This window comes from Enterococcus spodopteracolus (assembly GCF_030441955.1).
Lineage (GTDB): Bacteria > Bacillota > Bacilli > Lactobacillales > Enterococcaceae > Enterococcus_B > Enterococcus_B spodopteracolus.
The window spans coordinates 1-14,804 of the sequence record NZ_JARJHD010000023.1 but is presented as its reverse complement, the minus strand read 5'-3'; the positions used below and the strand labels follow the sequence as shown (position 1 = coordinate 14,804).

Genomic DNA, 14,804 nt, shown 5'->3' with positions numbered 1-14,804 from the left:
AAAGCACCACACAATAAGAAAGGAGAATTGAAATGAATGAATTAATAGAAAAGGCACATGCCAAGATGATGGAAGAAATGAGTGAGGAACGTCCAAGGTCGGAAGATATCATACACAATTGGTTGTGTCAACAGGTACAAGTAGATAATGAGCTTTTAGAGGGGATTCTAACGGAAGGGAAAAGTATTAGAAAGGCAATGCAGTACTGTTACTCGCAAGCAATGAAGCAAGCAATTGGAGGGTGCGCACTAATTATCCATGATGATGTTTTTCAGTGGGTGACAGATTACTTTAAGAGTGAAGAAGTTGAAATAAAGCAACCAAAGATGAGCATAACGAATCCATTAGTAACAGTAAGTAAGCAATGCGAAAAAGAAAACCATGTTCCTAAAAAAGAAACAAAATCACCGGAAGGAGAGCAATTAAGTTTGCTAGATTTTCTATGAAAAAAATACAAAATGCGAATGACTATGCTAAAGATTGTCTTAAACCACCAAAAGGATTCTTTGAATGGTGCTATGAACAAATGCCAACGTACGTATGGAAAAATAAGGAGAAAGAAATTATTGCTTCGGAAAGAAACCATAATGAAGTACGTGAGAAAAGGTTAACTAAAAAATCGAGACTAACTTTTTACGACAGAAAAGAAAATTTTATGACTGTTCTTTGTACGAAAAAGCGAATTGAAATACAGACTTACACAATCGTTTCAAAATTTGAAAATGGAAAGCAAATTTTTTTAAGCTACTTGCTAAACCTAGAGCAGTTAGCAAATGATAATCATATAAAAATTGGACTTAGAAATATTGATCATTATGAATTTGGTCTAACAAATACTGGAACAATGTTCAGCTATAGTACACAGTATCTACTTTTATATCAAAATAATTGGTTAAATCGTATAGGTGAAATTTCTGAATTAAGATATTTAGACTTAGAAGAAGAATATCCAGAAGAGTTACCTCATATTTATAAGTATCGACGATTAATCGAATTTGCACAGAAAATAGGGGCAGGTGAATTAGCTTCGGAAATTATTGCGCAAAGATTAGATATGCGTAAAGTAACTGTTAACTGGTTAAAAAGGAATAAAGAATTTTTTAAAAAAAGCGATAGAAAATATAGCACGTGGGAATTAAAAAATGAGATAGAGAAGAGAGGGAGTAAGTTAATTGATGGTGCTGAAAAATATTTGTCAATTCAACTGTTAGATGAGATTCCCAATGGATTATCTTTAATTAGATTTCAAAACTATTTGATTAAGCATAAGGTGAATGCTAGATACTATGTAGATTACATTAACACCTTAAAAGATTTGAATATTTCATTATGTGAAAGTCACATACTTCCCAAAGATATCTATAAAGCACATGACGAGGCAGTAGCTAGGTTGAATGCAATGAAAAGGGAAGTTGTCCGCAAGGAATTTGCTAAACGAGCGAAAGAGCTAAAAGAATTAGAAATGAGAGTTCAGGGTTATCAATTTCTATTGCCAAAAGATGCAAAGGAATTAATCGAAGAAGGAAAATCTTTAGAGATGTGTGTCGGTGGGAGTAGCTATATTAATAGCCATGCCAATGGTGAAACGACAATAGTATTTATCAGAAGGGCTACTGAGTTAGATAAACCTTATTACACCTTAGAGTACAGAGATAAAAAAATCATACAATTACATGGTTATAAAAATAAAAATGCAGATAAATTTCTACAAGAAGCCAGTAATGAATGGTTAAAGAGAGTTAATGAGTTAATCGGAGGGGAGATACGACATGTTTCGTAACGTCTTAGAAAACAAAAAAAGCCTATCTTAATGGGTAGTTAAGATAAGCACGCAATATAGCCTACAGCGAAGCATTGCTCCTTTAGTATAACAGTATCTAAGGGAGTAATGCAATAGGTATCATAAGACGGAATCAAGTGAAAAACGAAGCAATAGGAGGAGATTATATGTACAAAATCAAGTTAATTGGAGTACAGTATGTCGTGTTTAAAAATGGTGAGAAGATAAAAGAATTTCCGACTCTTAAAGAAGCGGAATCTTACGTAGATAAGTTAACTATCTACCCTGAAAAAAATAGACGTGATCCCAAGGAGTTGGGTATTTATGACTAAAACTCTCGATGGGAATCATTCAAAACAGCAAGTCTATTTATCTTTAAGTGAATTAGTCGAGTTATTAATAGATAAAAGAGTTTTAGATGAGAAAGTTGCTGGCACGTTGATGACTAATCATAGCTATCGATCAAATGCCCTGGAAGAAGAAGGACTACCTACCAGCTTATTATTTGATTTGATAAAGCTAACTGGACGAAAACTAAGAGTATATCCTAGTACAGACAATACAATCTACTGGTTAGAGTAGAGTTTTAGATACATTCGATAAGGTAAATCAACACATATATTCCGAAAAGCGAATATATACGCTAACTTAAATTACAAATAAAAAGTTAATAGGAGATGACATTATGAAATTAATCGATATTTACGATAATAATAGCTTAAAGTATATGGGGTCTTTTGAACACACCGATGAAAATATTATCAATTATGTAGCAGCAATCCCACAGTTCAAGTTTATACGATTAGTTGAATTATCTAGTGATGAGATAGTTCTAACGACAATCGGAAATTTTCTTGACTATGTACCTGATCAAAATTGGTTAGAAAAAATTCGTCCTAGCTTGATTGCTAAACAGATGAAAGAAGATGTTATAGATGAAGTGGTAATAATTGATCGATACAAAGATGATGAATATTTCTAAAATAATTGGGCTTACAAAGGAAAACGATAGGTGAGGTCACCATTTAAAAAAACAACAAATCATGATATGATTGTTTTGCTGAAAAAGAACATGTGAACACTGAAGCCCTAGAGTAGTAGGATACTCTAAGGCTTTTCTTTTTGGCTAATCTCGCCGTGTTTGTTTTACTTCTTGTTACAAGTATTTAACCAGCAATCGTATATGGCTACTAGTAAGCCGAAAAGAATGTGGAACATAAAACTAAATAATTAATAAGGAAGTAGGGCGGATGGAATGATTAAAGAAAAAAAGGGGATAATTCTCCTTTTATGCGAAGTGAACGCTTTACAACGCTATACAAAGATGTTATACTTATATTATGAAAGGTGTGAGAAAAATGGCTCAAATTAACTTTAGAATTGATGATGAATTAAAAGAAGAATCTAAAGAGATCTTTGACTCTCTTGGAATTGACTTGACAACAGGGATTAAAATATTTTTAACTAAAGTTGTTCGTGAAAAAGGAATTCCTTTTGAAATGACTGTACGAAAAGATAATCTTGCGCAAGCATTAGAAGAAATGAAAAATGAAGATTATAAGTCATTTGATAGTGTAGCTGAATTAATGAAAGACTTAAACGATGAAGATTAAGCGAACTCCCACTTTTAAAAGAAATTACAAGTCCCTAAAGAAAAAGCATTATGATATGCAAAAGCTAGAAATTGTCTTAGAATTACTTGTCCAACAACGAACAGACATACTTTATCAAAAGTATAGAGACCATGCGTTAAAAGGAAATAAACAAGGACTTAGAGAATTGCATATTGAAAAAGATTGGCTACTTGTATACGAAATAAAAAACGATGTTTTAGAATTATGGTTACTAGCTACTGGAAAGCATGACGATGTTCTTTGAAGTGTCATAAACGATCAACCGTATGATAAAAAAATTAAGCGATAAATAAAAAAGAGGAATCCTTTTATCTAATGGGTTTCTCTTTTCTCATAATCTGTCTCAATTAATTAGGTCAGAAAGTTATTCTCTTTCAGGGACAACAGAGTATAGTCTAATGAACTCCTGATAATCATCCGATAAGTCTACTTGAACTTGTTTTTAAACGAAACACGCCTTTATAAAAAAATATTCTCTCAGGTTTTAAACAAGACGTTAAAAAGAAAAAACAAATTTTTCGCTCCCCTATGAAAAAATTGTTTTTTTAAAAAAATATAAAATGTTATTATTTCTAAAGTAAGAAATGTCCTTATAGGATTATTCTTGCATGTTTATTCTCGAAAACCTTCGTTTTTGATAATGATAATATGTTATTTATCTTCTTTAATTGGAAACCTAATTTAATCACTTTTTTAAGACATCTGATGCGAGCGGATGTCTTTTTTTTTCGTCTCCTTAAAAACGAAGAATTTTGAGAAATACCAAGGGGGAGGGACATGTCTAGAAAACTAATAAAGTGGTTTATTGCAGCACTGCTGATCGTCACCTTTTCATCCAGTAGTGCTGTTGCTCAAGAGGCTCAACAAGTTGAGACAAATGGCACAATAGGATTCACCGGTGTCTATGAACCCATCGGAACACCTGATCCAACACCACCCGAAAGTATTGTGAGGCCACCAATCACGGAAGTCGCAAAACCTGGTGGAACATTACCACAAACAAATGATAATGGATCTTCAAGGCTCCTTTGGTTAGGAATTTTGATCATCAGTTTCGTTTTTCTTTTGTGGAAACGAAAAAACAAACAAATACAAACCTAAAACTAAAAGAAAGCAGGAATTATCACATGAAATTTATTCGTTTAGCAACAATCGCCGCACTATCAAGTACTATTTTAGCCGGAGGCGCAGTCTCTGTGTTTGCTGATGAGACAAGAGAAGTTACGACTGAAGGTCAAGTTCAATTCACAGCCGCAACCGATGAGGATGGCGAACTAGAAGTTATTCCACCAATCGATCCTGAAGAAGGTCCAGATGTAGAAATTGATCCTGAAGTACCTGGAACAACTGGACCTTTATCAATTATGAAAGCTGCGACAATGAACTTTGGCTCACAAGTGATCTCAAACCAAGATCAAGTTTATAACATGGTCGCAGAGATGCAACAACTACGTGGCACCGAAGGTGATGAAAACAAAGTTCCTTATGTTTCCTTTGCGCAAGTACAAGATTTACGTGGAACGAATGCCGGATGGGACTTACAAGTAAGTCTTTCTGACTTTACATCAAATACACAAAATAATGTATTGACTGGGGCAGAAATTACTTTTGTGGATTCATACATGGAGTATGTAGGGAGCAATCAAGAAAATGCGCCAGTAACACATGAAGCTGGATTAAAACTTTTACCAAATGGTGCGGCACGTTCAGTAATGACAGCAGCCCAAACCAAAGGTGCTGGAGCATCATCCGTTGTTTGGGGAGACCAAGCAGATCTAGATGCAAAGTTTGCGGATGATACGATTGAAGTTGTTGAAAACGAATTGATCAAGCTATCTGTTCCAGGTTCTACTGCAAAAGATGCGACAACCTATACCTCAACTCTAACGTGGGAGTTAACGTCAACACCAGGAGACGACGCATAAGACATTTAAAGGCACTTGTTTTGAAACTCTCGGTAGCGTCACAGTAAACTTGTGGCGCTGTTTTTCTCAGAAAGGAGACACCCATTGAAACAATCAAACTTAAATCATCGTCCTCTGAAAGCCACTTGGTGGCTACTTCCTTTGTTTTCTTTACTTTTTGTTCTCTTCCCATCAGTCGCTCAAGCAGAGGAAACCCTCTCTTTTTATGTCACCCCTGAATTTCCTGAAAGCCAAGTTGAAGGATCGACTAGTTATTTTGATTTGAATCTGGGCGCAGGAGAAACAGAAACCTTAGCATTGAAGCTACAAAATGCCAGTAGTGAACCAATTCAAGTACAAGTAACCCCACATACTGCGTATACCAATGTGCATGGGGTCGTTGAGTATGGGAAAGATGCTCAAGACCCAGACAATAGTCTGATGTATTCATTGGATGAATTGATTGACCCGTCGGGTGTCATTGAACTAGCAGGAAATGAAACGAAAACAATCACCGTTCCCTTACATATGCCTGAAGAGTTGTTTGAGGGATTTCTAGCTGGCGGTCTACGAATTACGGAAGTCAAAGAGGAACAAGAAGAAACGACAAGTAATGAAGAAGGTGTGGCAATTAAAAATGAATTTGCCTATGTCGTCGGTGTCGTTGTTAGTAATTCCCGGGATTCGGTTCAACCGGATCTTGATTTGTTAGATGTATTCGCGGATCAATTAAACTACCGTAATGTCATCAGTGCAACGATCCAGAACTTTACGCCCACCTTTGTCAACCGAATGGCGGTAGAAGCAACGGTTCAACGAATCGGAGAAGACGAGGTTCTCTATGAAGCCAGTGAAGAAATGATGCAGATGGCGCCTAACTCCAACTTTGATTTTCCGATCTCGTTAGAAGGCGATCGTTTTCAAAGTGGTGAGTATCTATTGAAATTGAAGGCAACCTCTGGTGAAGAAGAGTGGGTATGGGAGCAGACATTTACGATTGAAGCAGATGAAGCCAGATCGTTGAATCGAGCGGATGTGACCATTGATACAAGCTTGAATTGGTGGATGATTGGTTCAATCGTCTTGGGTATTCTTTTACTTGGTGTCATTTTGTATCTACTGATTCAAAAAAAGAAAGAGCAAACGAGCAAGAACAGTAAGAAGGAGTGAATGAAATGACCACGAGATTCAGACGACCGATGCTTGTGTTAGGGACGACCATCTTGATCATGCAAGCTGTATTCATGCCTGTCGGTATGGTTTACGCAGAGACAACTATGGAAACAGGAGAACTAGAACAAGTAGAACTTCCTTTCGCAGAAAACTACCTTGAAGCTGAAAAAGAAAGTGAGCCTCGATTTATCTTCGAGAGCAATACGGTGACAGGGACTGTGTCGGAAACAATAAACGTGAAATTCTTTTCAGATCAAGAAGTGTCGGAAGCCTATATCTCTTTGCCTTCTGAAGCAAAAATTTCCAAAGATGATTTACCTAAAGGACTGTCCGTAGTTCCTGGTAGCTTGCCACAAGAATGGGTACTCAGGGCAAATCAAGCACAAACTACATTTTCATTAGAAGTTACATTTGAAGATCCTGGCGAATATGAAATTTCTGTTCAAGATAGTATTGCCATAATTAAAATAGTTGAAGAGGATAATAATGAACATTCAATTGATGAAGTTGAAATAACGGAACCATTTGATTACGAAAAATTTGAAGCCAAGAATGATTTTGCATCAGTAAATAATGAACTAGATTCTGGTACAGTTATCGTCAGAACATCCTCGGAATTTTTGAATGCAATGAATAATAATCACGTAAGAACCATTCGCTTAAATAATAGCTTCACAGTGAATGGGAACATGAACAATTTGACTCGTAGTCTAACTATTTTGGGTCAGGGCAACACTATAAATTTTGCTTCAAGTAGTATTACCCTAGGTACAGCCCCAGCTAGAAGTTTCCTTACTATGGAAGATATCACAATTATCCGAACAGGAAATGGAACATTGATTTCTTCTAGTAATACTAATAGCCAAAACTGGGCAGTTAACTTTTCAAATGTTGCTAGTGGTCAAGGAAATACTGCTGGTTTAGTGAATGCTGTCAATGCGCGAGTTACTTTTAATTCAGGCACAAACAGATATACAACCTCATCTTCTAACGTATTAATTACGTCTAGATATCTAACAATTGAAAATAAAAGTCAAGTTATCGTCAATGCAACATCTAATATCTATGTGACAAGACAGAATGAAAGTGAGTTTATAATAAAAGACGGAGCGAAAGTAACTTGGTATTCTACTGATACTGTAATTGCAATGGGAGGTACTAGATCAAGGATGAGTGTGTCCGATGAAGGAACAGAAGTTAATATTTCAAGTAATCGTAATGATAGTGGGTCTGATAGTGGTGTCGTCTATCTAGGTGATGGAGATCGGAACTTCAACATAAGCGTAAGAAATCAAGCTAAGCTAAAAATCCATTCAACTAGAACAACTGCACTATTAATTCGCAGTGAAGCCTCAACATTCACGGTAGATAATCAATCAGAGTTCCATATCGTAACAGATTCAGTTTCTGGAAATAATGCTGCTTTACGTTTTCGAAATGATGGGGGATGCACGTTTAATATAACGAATGGAAGTATAGTTAAAATAGAAAAATTTGGAGGAGACGCCCCTGCAGTTCGTATGCGGAGTAGCAATAATAGCATTATCGTCAATGGAGGTAGCGAGTTTTATATCTACAATGCAGGTTCCTCAGAATCAAACAACAATTCCAACAATCAAGGAATTGAATACTCAAATGGAAATGACCAGTTATTTGAGTTAACTGGAGAAGATTCTCGAGTGGAGATTATTGCTGATTTTGGAACAGCGGTAACGATGGATGGTCGGGGAACAATTAGTGCTGGAAGAAATACAATTTTTATCGCCCGTGGACGTACCGGAGGAGCTAATAGAGGTATATTTAACACTGGTGTTAGTACGATTAATTTAACATCACCTAAGTACTTTGATTTTCGTAATACTCGACCTGGCGGAGGAAATATTTACAACGTTTCGAGTAGTTCAACATTTACAGCTGTACAAACTAGTTTTGCTGTCTGGCGCAACGGAGATAACTTGGATCGAGACCCGTTTCGAACTTGGAATCCATTAGATTTTGTAATGACTGGATCAAATTTTAATAACATTCGTTCAACAAACCGACCGAATGAATTCAATACTTCAGCGTCCTCTTTAGGTTCTAATGGCTTTACTGACTATTCCCGTCTGTCGGCTAATAACGCTGCAGCAGTTGTTGATGAGTTAAGAGTTCCAACTACAGCAGATAAGAAAATCTTTGGACATGTCAGTATTCCTGAAGCAAAAGAATATCGTTCTGCCTGGACTGGAGAAGTAACTGTATCAGTTGAAGTAGAAAAATCTGATGGAATTGTTCGTAACTTTCAATCTCAAACTGTAGGCCATGAAATTGGTACTAATATCTACGGAGAAAGAGTTGGTGGTGGCTGGTTTACGGTGGAATTAGATGATTTTCTTGAGCGGGAAGACCAAGTAAGGGTAGTAGCAGCCCATAGAGGAATTAGCAACAATGGTTTTCCAAGTAGGCCAGATGATATTCGTGTCGCACCTGTTGACGTTTTCCCAATCATACCGCCCAATGCAGCACAATTTTCTTCTGAAAAGATTGGTATTGATTCTAATAAATTAATAGGATATACAGATGAACAAGATGCTGAAGTAACAGTCACACATAATGGTGAACCATTGAATACTGAGAGTGTAAGTGTAGATCAAGACGGAAGATTCACCATTGATTTAAGCGATGTCACTTTAGCAACAGACGATGAAATACAAGTATTTTTACGAGATTCCGAAGGATCAGCTGTAGCTGCAGGAGTTGTTAACCCGCCAGAGACAAATAATACTCGCGGAAATATCAACCCAGCCACTGAGTTAACGTTTCACGATGGCACTTTTGAACCGGCTACGACATTACTCGTTGGGGATGTAGGGCCTGTCTCACCGGTAGATCCTTTGGATCCAGAAATTGAAGTGGATCCAGAAAATAAACCAGAATTGCCTGAGGATCAAGGCCACCTAAGTATTGATTTTATTTCGTCCTTCAACTTTGATTCGCAAGCCATTTCAGTTCATGATCAAACCTATTATGCGCAACCCCAACGTTTACTAAATGAAGATGGCACAGTCAATGAGTCGGAAGAACGACCAAATTATGTTCAGATCAGTGATCGACGTGCAGAGAACGAACGAAATGGCTGGACACTAGCGGTCACCCAAAAAGAACAATTCAAAGGCGAAGAAAACCAAGTACTTAATGGTGCGAGGTTGAGTTTATCAAATCAACAAGTCATTACCGCTCAAGGAGGGGAAGCACCTGGACTCCAATCTATACCTTGTACCCTAGTTCCTGGAAACCGACGCACACTTCTCCACGCACAAGGGAGTGAAGGAGCAGGTACATGGATTTATCGTTTTGGCGATGGAGATACGGCGGGTGAAAGTGTGGCATTGAATGTACCAAGAGGAGCGAATCCAGAAGCCACCACCTATTCTTCTACCCTAATTTGGGAGTTAAGTGCCGTGCCTGGCAATTAAGCAAAAAAGGAAAAGAGGAACCTTCTCTTTTCCTTTTTTCTACTACTTATTATTTATAGTCTATCGACTAGAAAGGAGCGGAAATGAGTCAGCTATTTTATCACCTAATCTATTATGAAAAACGAAACGCTGGTTGATGATGTTAGAGCAGTTCGAAGAGAATTAAATCATGATAGGCAAAGACCTAGCGAAGAAATTAAGTTATACGCAACGAACGATCCAAGTTGAAAGAAGAGAAGAGGAAACAAACAATGATGCAATTAAAAACAAAGGATGACTATATCAAACAGTTTCAAACGGCGATTGACCAAGCAGAGCCAGAGCGAACAACCTTAACGACTTACTTGGATGGTCAAGTTGAAAAATTAAATCAACTAATTGAAAGTATATCGCAGGAGACCTTTTGGCAGAAATTTCCTGAGATTTTGGGCATAGATGCCAAATTAATGTTATTGACTGAATTGATGCCGTTTGAAGACTTTTCAAATGAAGAGATCATTCGAATTGTTGAAAATGATTATAGAGATTATTTTAAAGAATTGTGTGGATATGACTTAAAGATGAAAGACAAACCTTCAATAATTTTTCACCTAGTATGAGAGTGTATCTACTATTTCTTCATATAAAGAGTGTTCAGAAAATGACCCGTTTCTGGACACTCTCTTTTTTGGACTTATTTTTCAGAAAATCAATTCATTCCGTGTTCATAAACCCATATCAAAATCTATGTTCATTTAATCTATATAGATAAAGTTATGTTACAATAGAATTTAGTTGGGAGTGATTTTTTTGAAAATAGGATATGCTCGAGTATCTACTGGATTACAAAATTTAGATTTACAAGAAGATAGTTTAAACAAATTTGGTTGTGAGAAAATTTTTACCGATCATATGAGTGGAGCAAAAAGTAATCGACCAGGATTAGAAATGGCCATCGATTTTGTTCGTTCTGGAGATACTCTCGTAGTTTGGCGTTTAGATCGTCTAGGAAGAAATATGGAAGATCTGATTTCGATCGTCAATCGATTGAATGAACGTGGTGTAAGTTTCCATAGTCTTCAAGAAAATATCACAATGGATAAATCTAGCTCCACTGGTCAACTTATGTTTCACCTTTTCGCTGCATTTGCAGAATTTGAGCGCAATTTGATTTTGGAAAGATCAGCTGCTGGACGAGAAGCTGCACGTGCAAGAGGAAGGTTTGGTGGTCGTCCTGAGAAGTTAACCTCTCAGGATTTGGAACTACTGAAGACTCTAGTAGATAACGGTACGCCTATTAAGACGATTGCCGAACGATGGAATGTTTCTCGAACAACCATTTATCGTTATCTTGGTAAGATAGTGGAAAAGGAAACACCTAAGTAGTTCTTAGGTGTTTCCTTTTCTTAGAGATTTATACTACATTAAATACCATCGAATATTTATTGTTTGTACTCAGATCATTGCCACAAAGTTCCTTAAAATACGTACGGTAGTCCGTCTCTACAAGCCGCAAAATCTCTTTTATTGGCAATTCACTATAGTCGTAACAAATCATTTCAGCCATTAGTGTTAGTTTCGCATCGATCCCTATAATTTTAGGGAGATTTTCCCAAAAATTGTCTAGTGAAATCGTGCTTGTCAATTGATTCAGTTCCTCGAACTGTTGTGTTAAGTACGCATTCAGTTCTTCGTTTTCTCTTTTGTCATGTGACATTCTTTCTTGAAACTGACACATATATTCATCCTTTGTTAGAGTGGTTTCATCTTACATTCTCCTTTCCCTTTGTCTTCATTTTTATGGATCTAGCTACAGTATTTAGATCGTCATTCTGGATAACAATTTTTTTGATTTATCAAAGTTTGTAAATTTATAGTAATAGGAGAGAAAATGGAATGCTTTTTTAATTGTCAGGCACACTACTTAATTCCCACGTCAACTTTGTCGAATAACTAGTTGCTTCTGGATTCGCCCCCTTTGGAACATTGAGTGCAACACTCTCTTTTGCCGTCTCTGCATCACCAAACCGGTAGATCCAAGTTCCCATTCCTTCACTACCTTGAGCTTTGATCAATGTTTGGCGATTTCCAGGTATTAGGGAATGGACGGATTGAAGTTCTGGAGCAGTTCCGCCTTGAGCAGTAACAACTTGTTGGTTTAACAGAGTTATACTAGCGCCATTCAATACTTGGTTTTCTTTTCCTTTAAATTGTTCTTTTTGGGTGACTGCTAATTCCCAGCCATTGCGCTCAGATTCTGATCGTCGATCACTGATCTGAACATAGTTCGGTCTTTCTTCTATCTCGTTAACCGTCCCGTCTCCATTCAACAATCGTTGTGGTTGTGCATAATAGGTTTGGTCATGAACCGAAATAGCTTGTGAACCAAATTTAAAGGAAGAAACGAAATCGATGCTTAATAGACCTTGGACTTCTGGCAGATCTGGTCTATTTTCTGGTTCCACTTCAGTTTCTGGTTCTAAAGGATCTACTGGTGAAACTCTAGTGGTCTCATAGATATAAGTCACATCGATCATATCTTCGGTAAAATGCCCAGTCGCATTTATTGGTGTATCAATCAGTCGATAGTTTTTTATTTCCTTAGGATAAGTTTGATATTCTTCCCCAATTATTCCTTCTAATACTTCTGTTTCTGCAAGTTCATGGCCAAATTGATCTACATGATACACGTGAACCTTTGCTGATTGATTCTCTTCGTAAATCGCGCGTACTAAAGTATCTTCACTTCCCATGGTGAAGGTTGTTTCTGGTTTTGTAAGATCTTCGATCAAAGCTCCATCCCCATTCACAATCTCCCAACGAATAAAGCGATAGCCTACATTCGTATTTGCTGTAATTTCAGCTCTTGTTCCCGGCTCTAGTGACGAAAAACTTGATTCGGGTGTCCCACCCGATGCTGGACTAGCTTCTAAAACTAAATCACGAGGAACAGGATTTACACTAGTTCCTTCCACAATATGATATCTTGATGATGCAGAACGAAAACTGACCGTTGTTTGACTACTCTCCGCAACAAAATTTACTGAATACTGTCTATAAGTGGTATCAAGGGGGATACTAAAGGTTTCAGCAGTTAAAGCCCCCACACCTGCAACCCTACCACTACCATCATATGCCGTAAGGGTTATATTTCCTACGTTTGTACTAGATCCAGAATGGACACGTATGGAAAATTGATATTCCATACCTTGTATTGTATCAATAGTTTGACCAAACATAATCGTTCTTGTCCCTGAGCGTCTATCAATATTCAAAGCTCTCCCGTTACCGCCCTTACCGAGCTGAAATGAAGAATCTGATAACGTTGTCCAACCATTACTATCAAACGTACTAGGAATTAAGTTCACATTTCTGGTCAAAAAGTTAACTGGTGTTGTAGATGTAATAATTTCCCAATTTGGGATAGTAGTACTGACTCTATTTGTATAATCTAATGTAGGATTTTGTAACAAATTAGTGACAGTGCCCTTAATTTCTTTATCTAAGAATTCGGCATCAGAAGGAAATGTTGGATCCAAAGTGTCAAGAGACTCTTCCTCACTTTCAGATTTATTTAATAACTCCTCGGAGTGATCCTCGGAATTTTCCTTGATCAAGTGCTCATCGATAGTTTGACCAGACTCCGTTTCCAAGTCACTTTGCAACTTTTGTTCATAGATATCCATTGTTGCAATCACTTCTTGAACGGCTACTTCATAGGTTCCTGTGCTCTCAAAGACGACCGGTAAGACAAAGGTTTTTTGGGGTAGAACGGAACGGATATGCCACTCCTGCGGCTGCTCCCCAGGCTGGATAGACAGCCCAACGGGTAACTGATCGTTGAGAAACTTGGCTTCTTTTGGTACTGTAATACGCAGTTCGGAGATTTCTTGATCTGAAGAAATCGTCACGTCGATCGGCTCATTGACCGTACCTGTCATGTGGGATTGTTGGAAGAAAAAACGTGGGTTCGTTTCTTCAATTGTTTCTAAAAGACTGGGTAGATCCGGAGAATCAGCTTGTTCGAGTGCTTTTTCTTCACTAGCCATCGTTTCCGCATAAACCATGCCTACTGGCATACAGACTGCCTGCAGGGTTAGAACAGCCACACCCAAGACAAGCATTCCTTTGATTCTCTTACTCTTCATTTTGCTTTCTCCCTCCTATTTAGGCTCTTCTTTTTCAGTACTACGTTTCTTTTGAACAAGTAAATAGATGATGAACGCAAACAAAATAAGGACCAATAGGGCGACTCCGATAAACAACCAGTTGATACCTGTATCAATCGTGACATCTTGTTGATTCAATGCTCGTGCTTCATCCGCATCAATCGTAAAGGTTCGTTCCCATTCCCATTCCTCTTCCCCTGAGGTAGCTTTTAGTTTTAACAGGTATTCGCCACTGCGAAAACGATCGCCTTCTAAAGAAATCGGAAAATTGAAATTCGAATTTGGCGCCATTTGCATTTGTTCTTGACTGGCTTGGTATAAAATTTCTTCCTCGCCCACTTTTTGTATCGTGGCTTCGACGGCCAAACGATTTACAAATGTCGGAGTAAAGTTTTGGAGATTGGCGCTGATCACATTACGGTAGTTGAGTTGATCGGCAAAAACATCTAACAACTCTAAATCAGGTTGTACAGCATCTTGTTTGTTGCTCACAACTACACCAATGATATACGCAAACTCATTCTGGATGGCGACCCCTTCTTCATCAGTTGTTTCGTCAGTTGTATTTTCTTTGACTTCTTCTATCCGTAAGCCACCTGCTAAGAAGCCGTCGAATGCTTCTTTTGGCATCTTCAGATCAAGTGTCACTGTTTTCGTTTCGTTACCACCAAGCTCGATGATTTCGGGATGTTCGATCAATTCAGCAAGCG

General features: G+C 37.6%; 15 protein-coding genes and 1 pseudogene. 13 read left to right on the top strand and 3 right to left on the bottom strand.

Going from position 1 to position 14,804, the window contains the following annotated elements:
- Positions 1–32 precede the first annotated feature (32 nt).
- From P3R27_RS13680 to P3R27_RS13620, 13 genes are all read left to right on the top strand, one after another.
- Positions 33–446 (top strand): Cas9 inhibitor AcrIIA9 family protein, encoded by a 414-nt coding sequence (locus tag P3R27_RS13680; protein WP_301357530.1) that lies wholly within the window; start codon positions 33–35, stop codon positions 444–446.
- Positions 443–1,780, top strand: a complete 1,338-nt coding sequence (locus P3R27_RS13675; RefSeq protein WP_301357529.1) for a PcfJ domain-containing protein — start codon at positions 443–445, stop codon at positions 1,778–1,780. Before P3R27_RS13680 ends, P3R27_RS13675 begins: the two co-directional genes overlap by 4 nt.
- A gap of 167 nt (positions 1,781–1,947) precedes the next feature.
- Entirely contained in the window at positions 1,948–2,112 is a 165-nt protein-coding gene (locus tag P3R27_RS13670; protein WP_301357528.1) for a hypothetical protein, read from the top strand.
- The gene (locus P3R27_RS13665; protein ID WP_301357527.1) at positions 2,105–2,362 is read left to right on the top strand and encodes a hypothetical protein; all 258 of its coding nucleotides are present in this window, start codon (positions 2,105–2,107) and stop codon (positions 2,360–2,362) included. Before P3R27_RS13670 ends, P3R27_RS13665 begins: the two co-directional genes overlap by 8 nt.
- A 103-nt stretch (positions 2,363–2,465) precedes the next feature.
- On the top strand, positions 2,466–2,762 hold the full coding sequence (locus P3R27_RS13660; RefSeq protein WP_194180032.1) for a hypothetical protein: 297 nt from the start codon (positions 2,466–2,468) through the stop codon (positions 2,760–2,762).
- A gap of 376 nt (positions 2,763–3,138) precedes the next feature.
- The gene (locus P3R27_RS13655) at positions 3,139–3,393 is read left to right on the top strand and encodes a type II toxin-antitoxin system RelB/DinJ family antitoxin (protein ID WP_002334330.1); all 255 of its coding nucleotides are present in this window, start codon (positions 3,139–3,141) and stop codon (positions 3,391–3,393) included.
- Positions 3,383–3,658 (top strand): type II toxin-antitoxin system YafQ family toxin, encoded by a 276-nt coding sequence (locus P3R27_RS13650; protein ID WP_271525120.1) that lies wholly within the window; start codon positions 3,383–3,385, stop codon positions 3,656–3,658. The genes P3R27_RS13655 and P3R27_RS13650 overlap by 11 nt, the downstream gene beginning before the upstream one ends.
- 533 nt (positions 3,659–4,191) lie before the next feature.
- A complete protein-coding gene (locus P3R27_RS13645; RefSeq protein ID WP_301357404.1) occupies positions 4,192–4,515 on the top strand; it encodes an LPXTG cell wall anchor domain-containing protein in 324 nt (107 codons plus the stop codon).
- A gap of 26 nt (positions 4,516–4,541) precedes the next feature.
- Complete coding sequence (locus P3R27_RS13640) at positions 4,542–5,339, top strand: WxL domain-containing protein (RefSeq protein ID WP_301357405.1); 798 nt, start codon at positions 4,542–4,544, stop codon at positions 5,337–5,339.
- Positions 5,340–5,423: 84 nt separating this feature from the next.
- Positions 5,424–6,488 carry a WxLIP family cell surface protein gene (locus P3R27_RS13635; protein WP_301357406.1) on the top strand — a complete coding sequence of 355 codons (1,065 nt, stop codon included), beginning with the start codon at positions 5,424–5,426 and terminating at the stop codon, positions 6,486–6,488.
- 5 nt (positions 6,489–6,493) lie between these two features.
- A complete protein-coding gene (locus tag P3R27_RS13630; protein WP_301357407.1) occupies positions 6,494–9,946 on the top strand; it encodes a WxL domain-containing protein in 3,453 nt (1,150 codons plus the stop codon).
- Positions 9,947–10,197: 251 nt separating this feature from the next.
- Positions 10,198–10,545 carry a DUF7006 family protein gene (locus tag P3R27_RS13625; protein ID WP_301357408.1) on the top strand — a complete coding sequence of 116 codons (348 nt, stop codon included), beginning with the start codon at positions 10,198–10,200 and terminating at the stop codon, positions 10,543–10,545.
- Between the two features lie 190 nt (positions 10,546–10,735).
- Positions 10,736–11,311, top strand: coding sequence for a recombinase family protein (locus P3R27_RS13620; protein ID WP_023520684.1), 576 nt, complete (start codon positions 10,736–10,738; stop codon positions 11,309–11,311).
- Between the two features lie 28 nt (positions 11,312–11,339).
- Here P3R27_RS13620 and P3R27_RS13615 read toward each other — a convergent pair.
- The 3 genes and pseudogenes from P3R27_RS13615 to P3R27_RS13605 all read right to left on the bottom strand — a co-directional run.
- A pseudogene (locus P3R27_RS13615) lies at positions 11,340–11,666 on the bottom strand (DUF7006 family protein); the annotation flags it as partial.
- Between the two features lie 163 nt (positions 11,667–11,829).
- Positions 11,830–14,073, bottom strand: coding sequence for a WxL domain-containing protein (locus tag P3R27_RS13610; RefSeq protein WP_301357496.1), 2,244 nt, complete (start codon positions 14,071–14,073; stop codon positions 11,830–11,832).
- Positions 14,074–14,088: 15 nt separating this feature from the next.
- On the bottom strand, positions 14,089–14,804 hold a 716-nt coding region (locus tag P3R27_RS13605; protein ID WP_301357497.1), incomplete at its 5' end, for a DUF3324 domain-containing protein.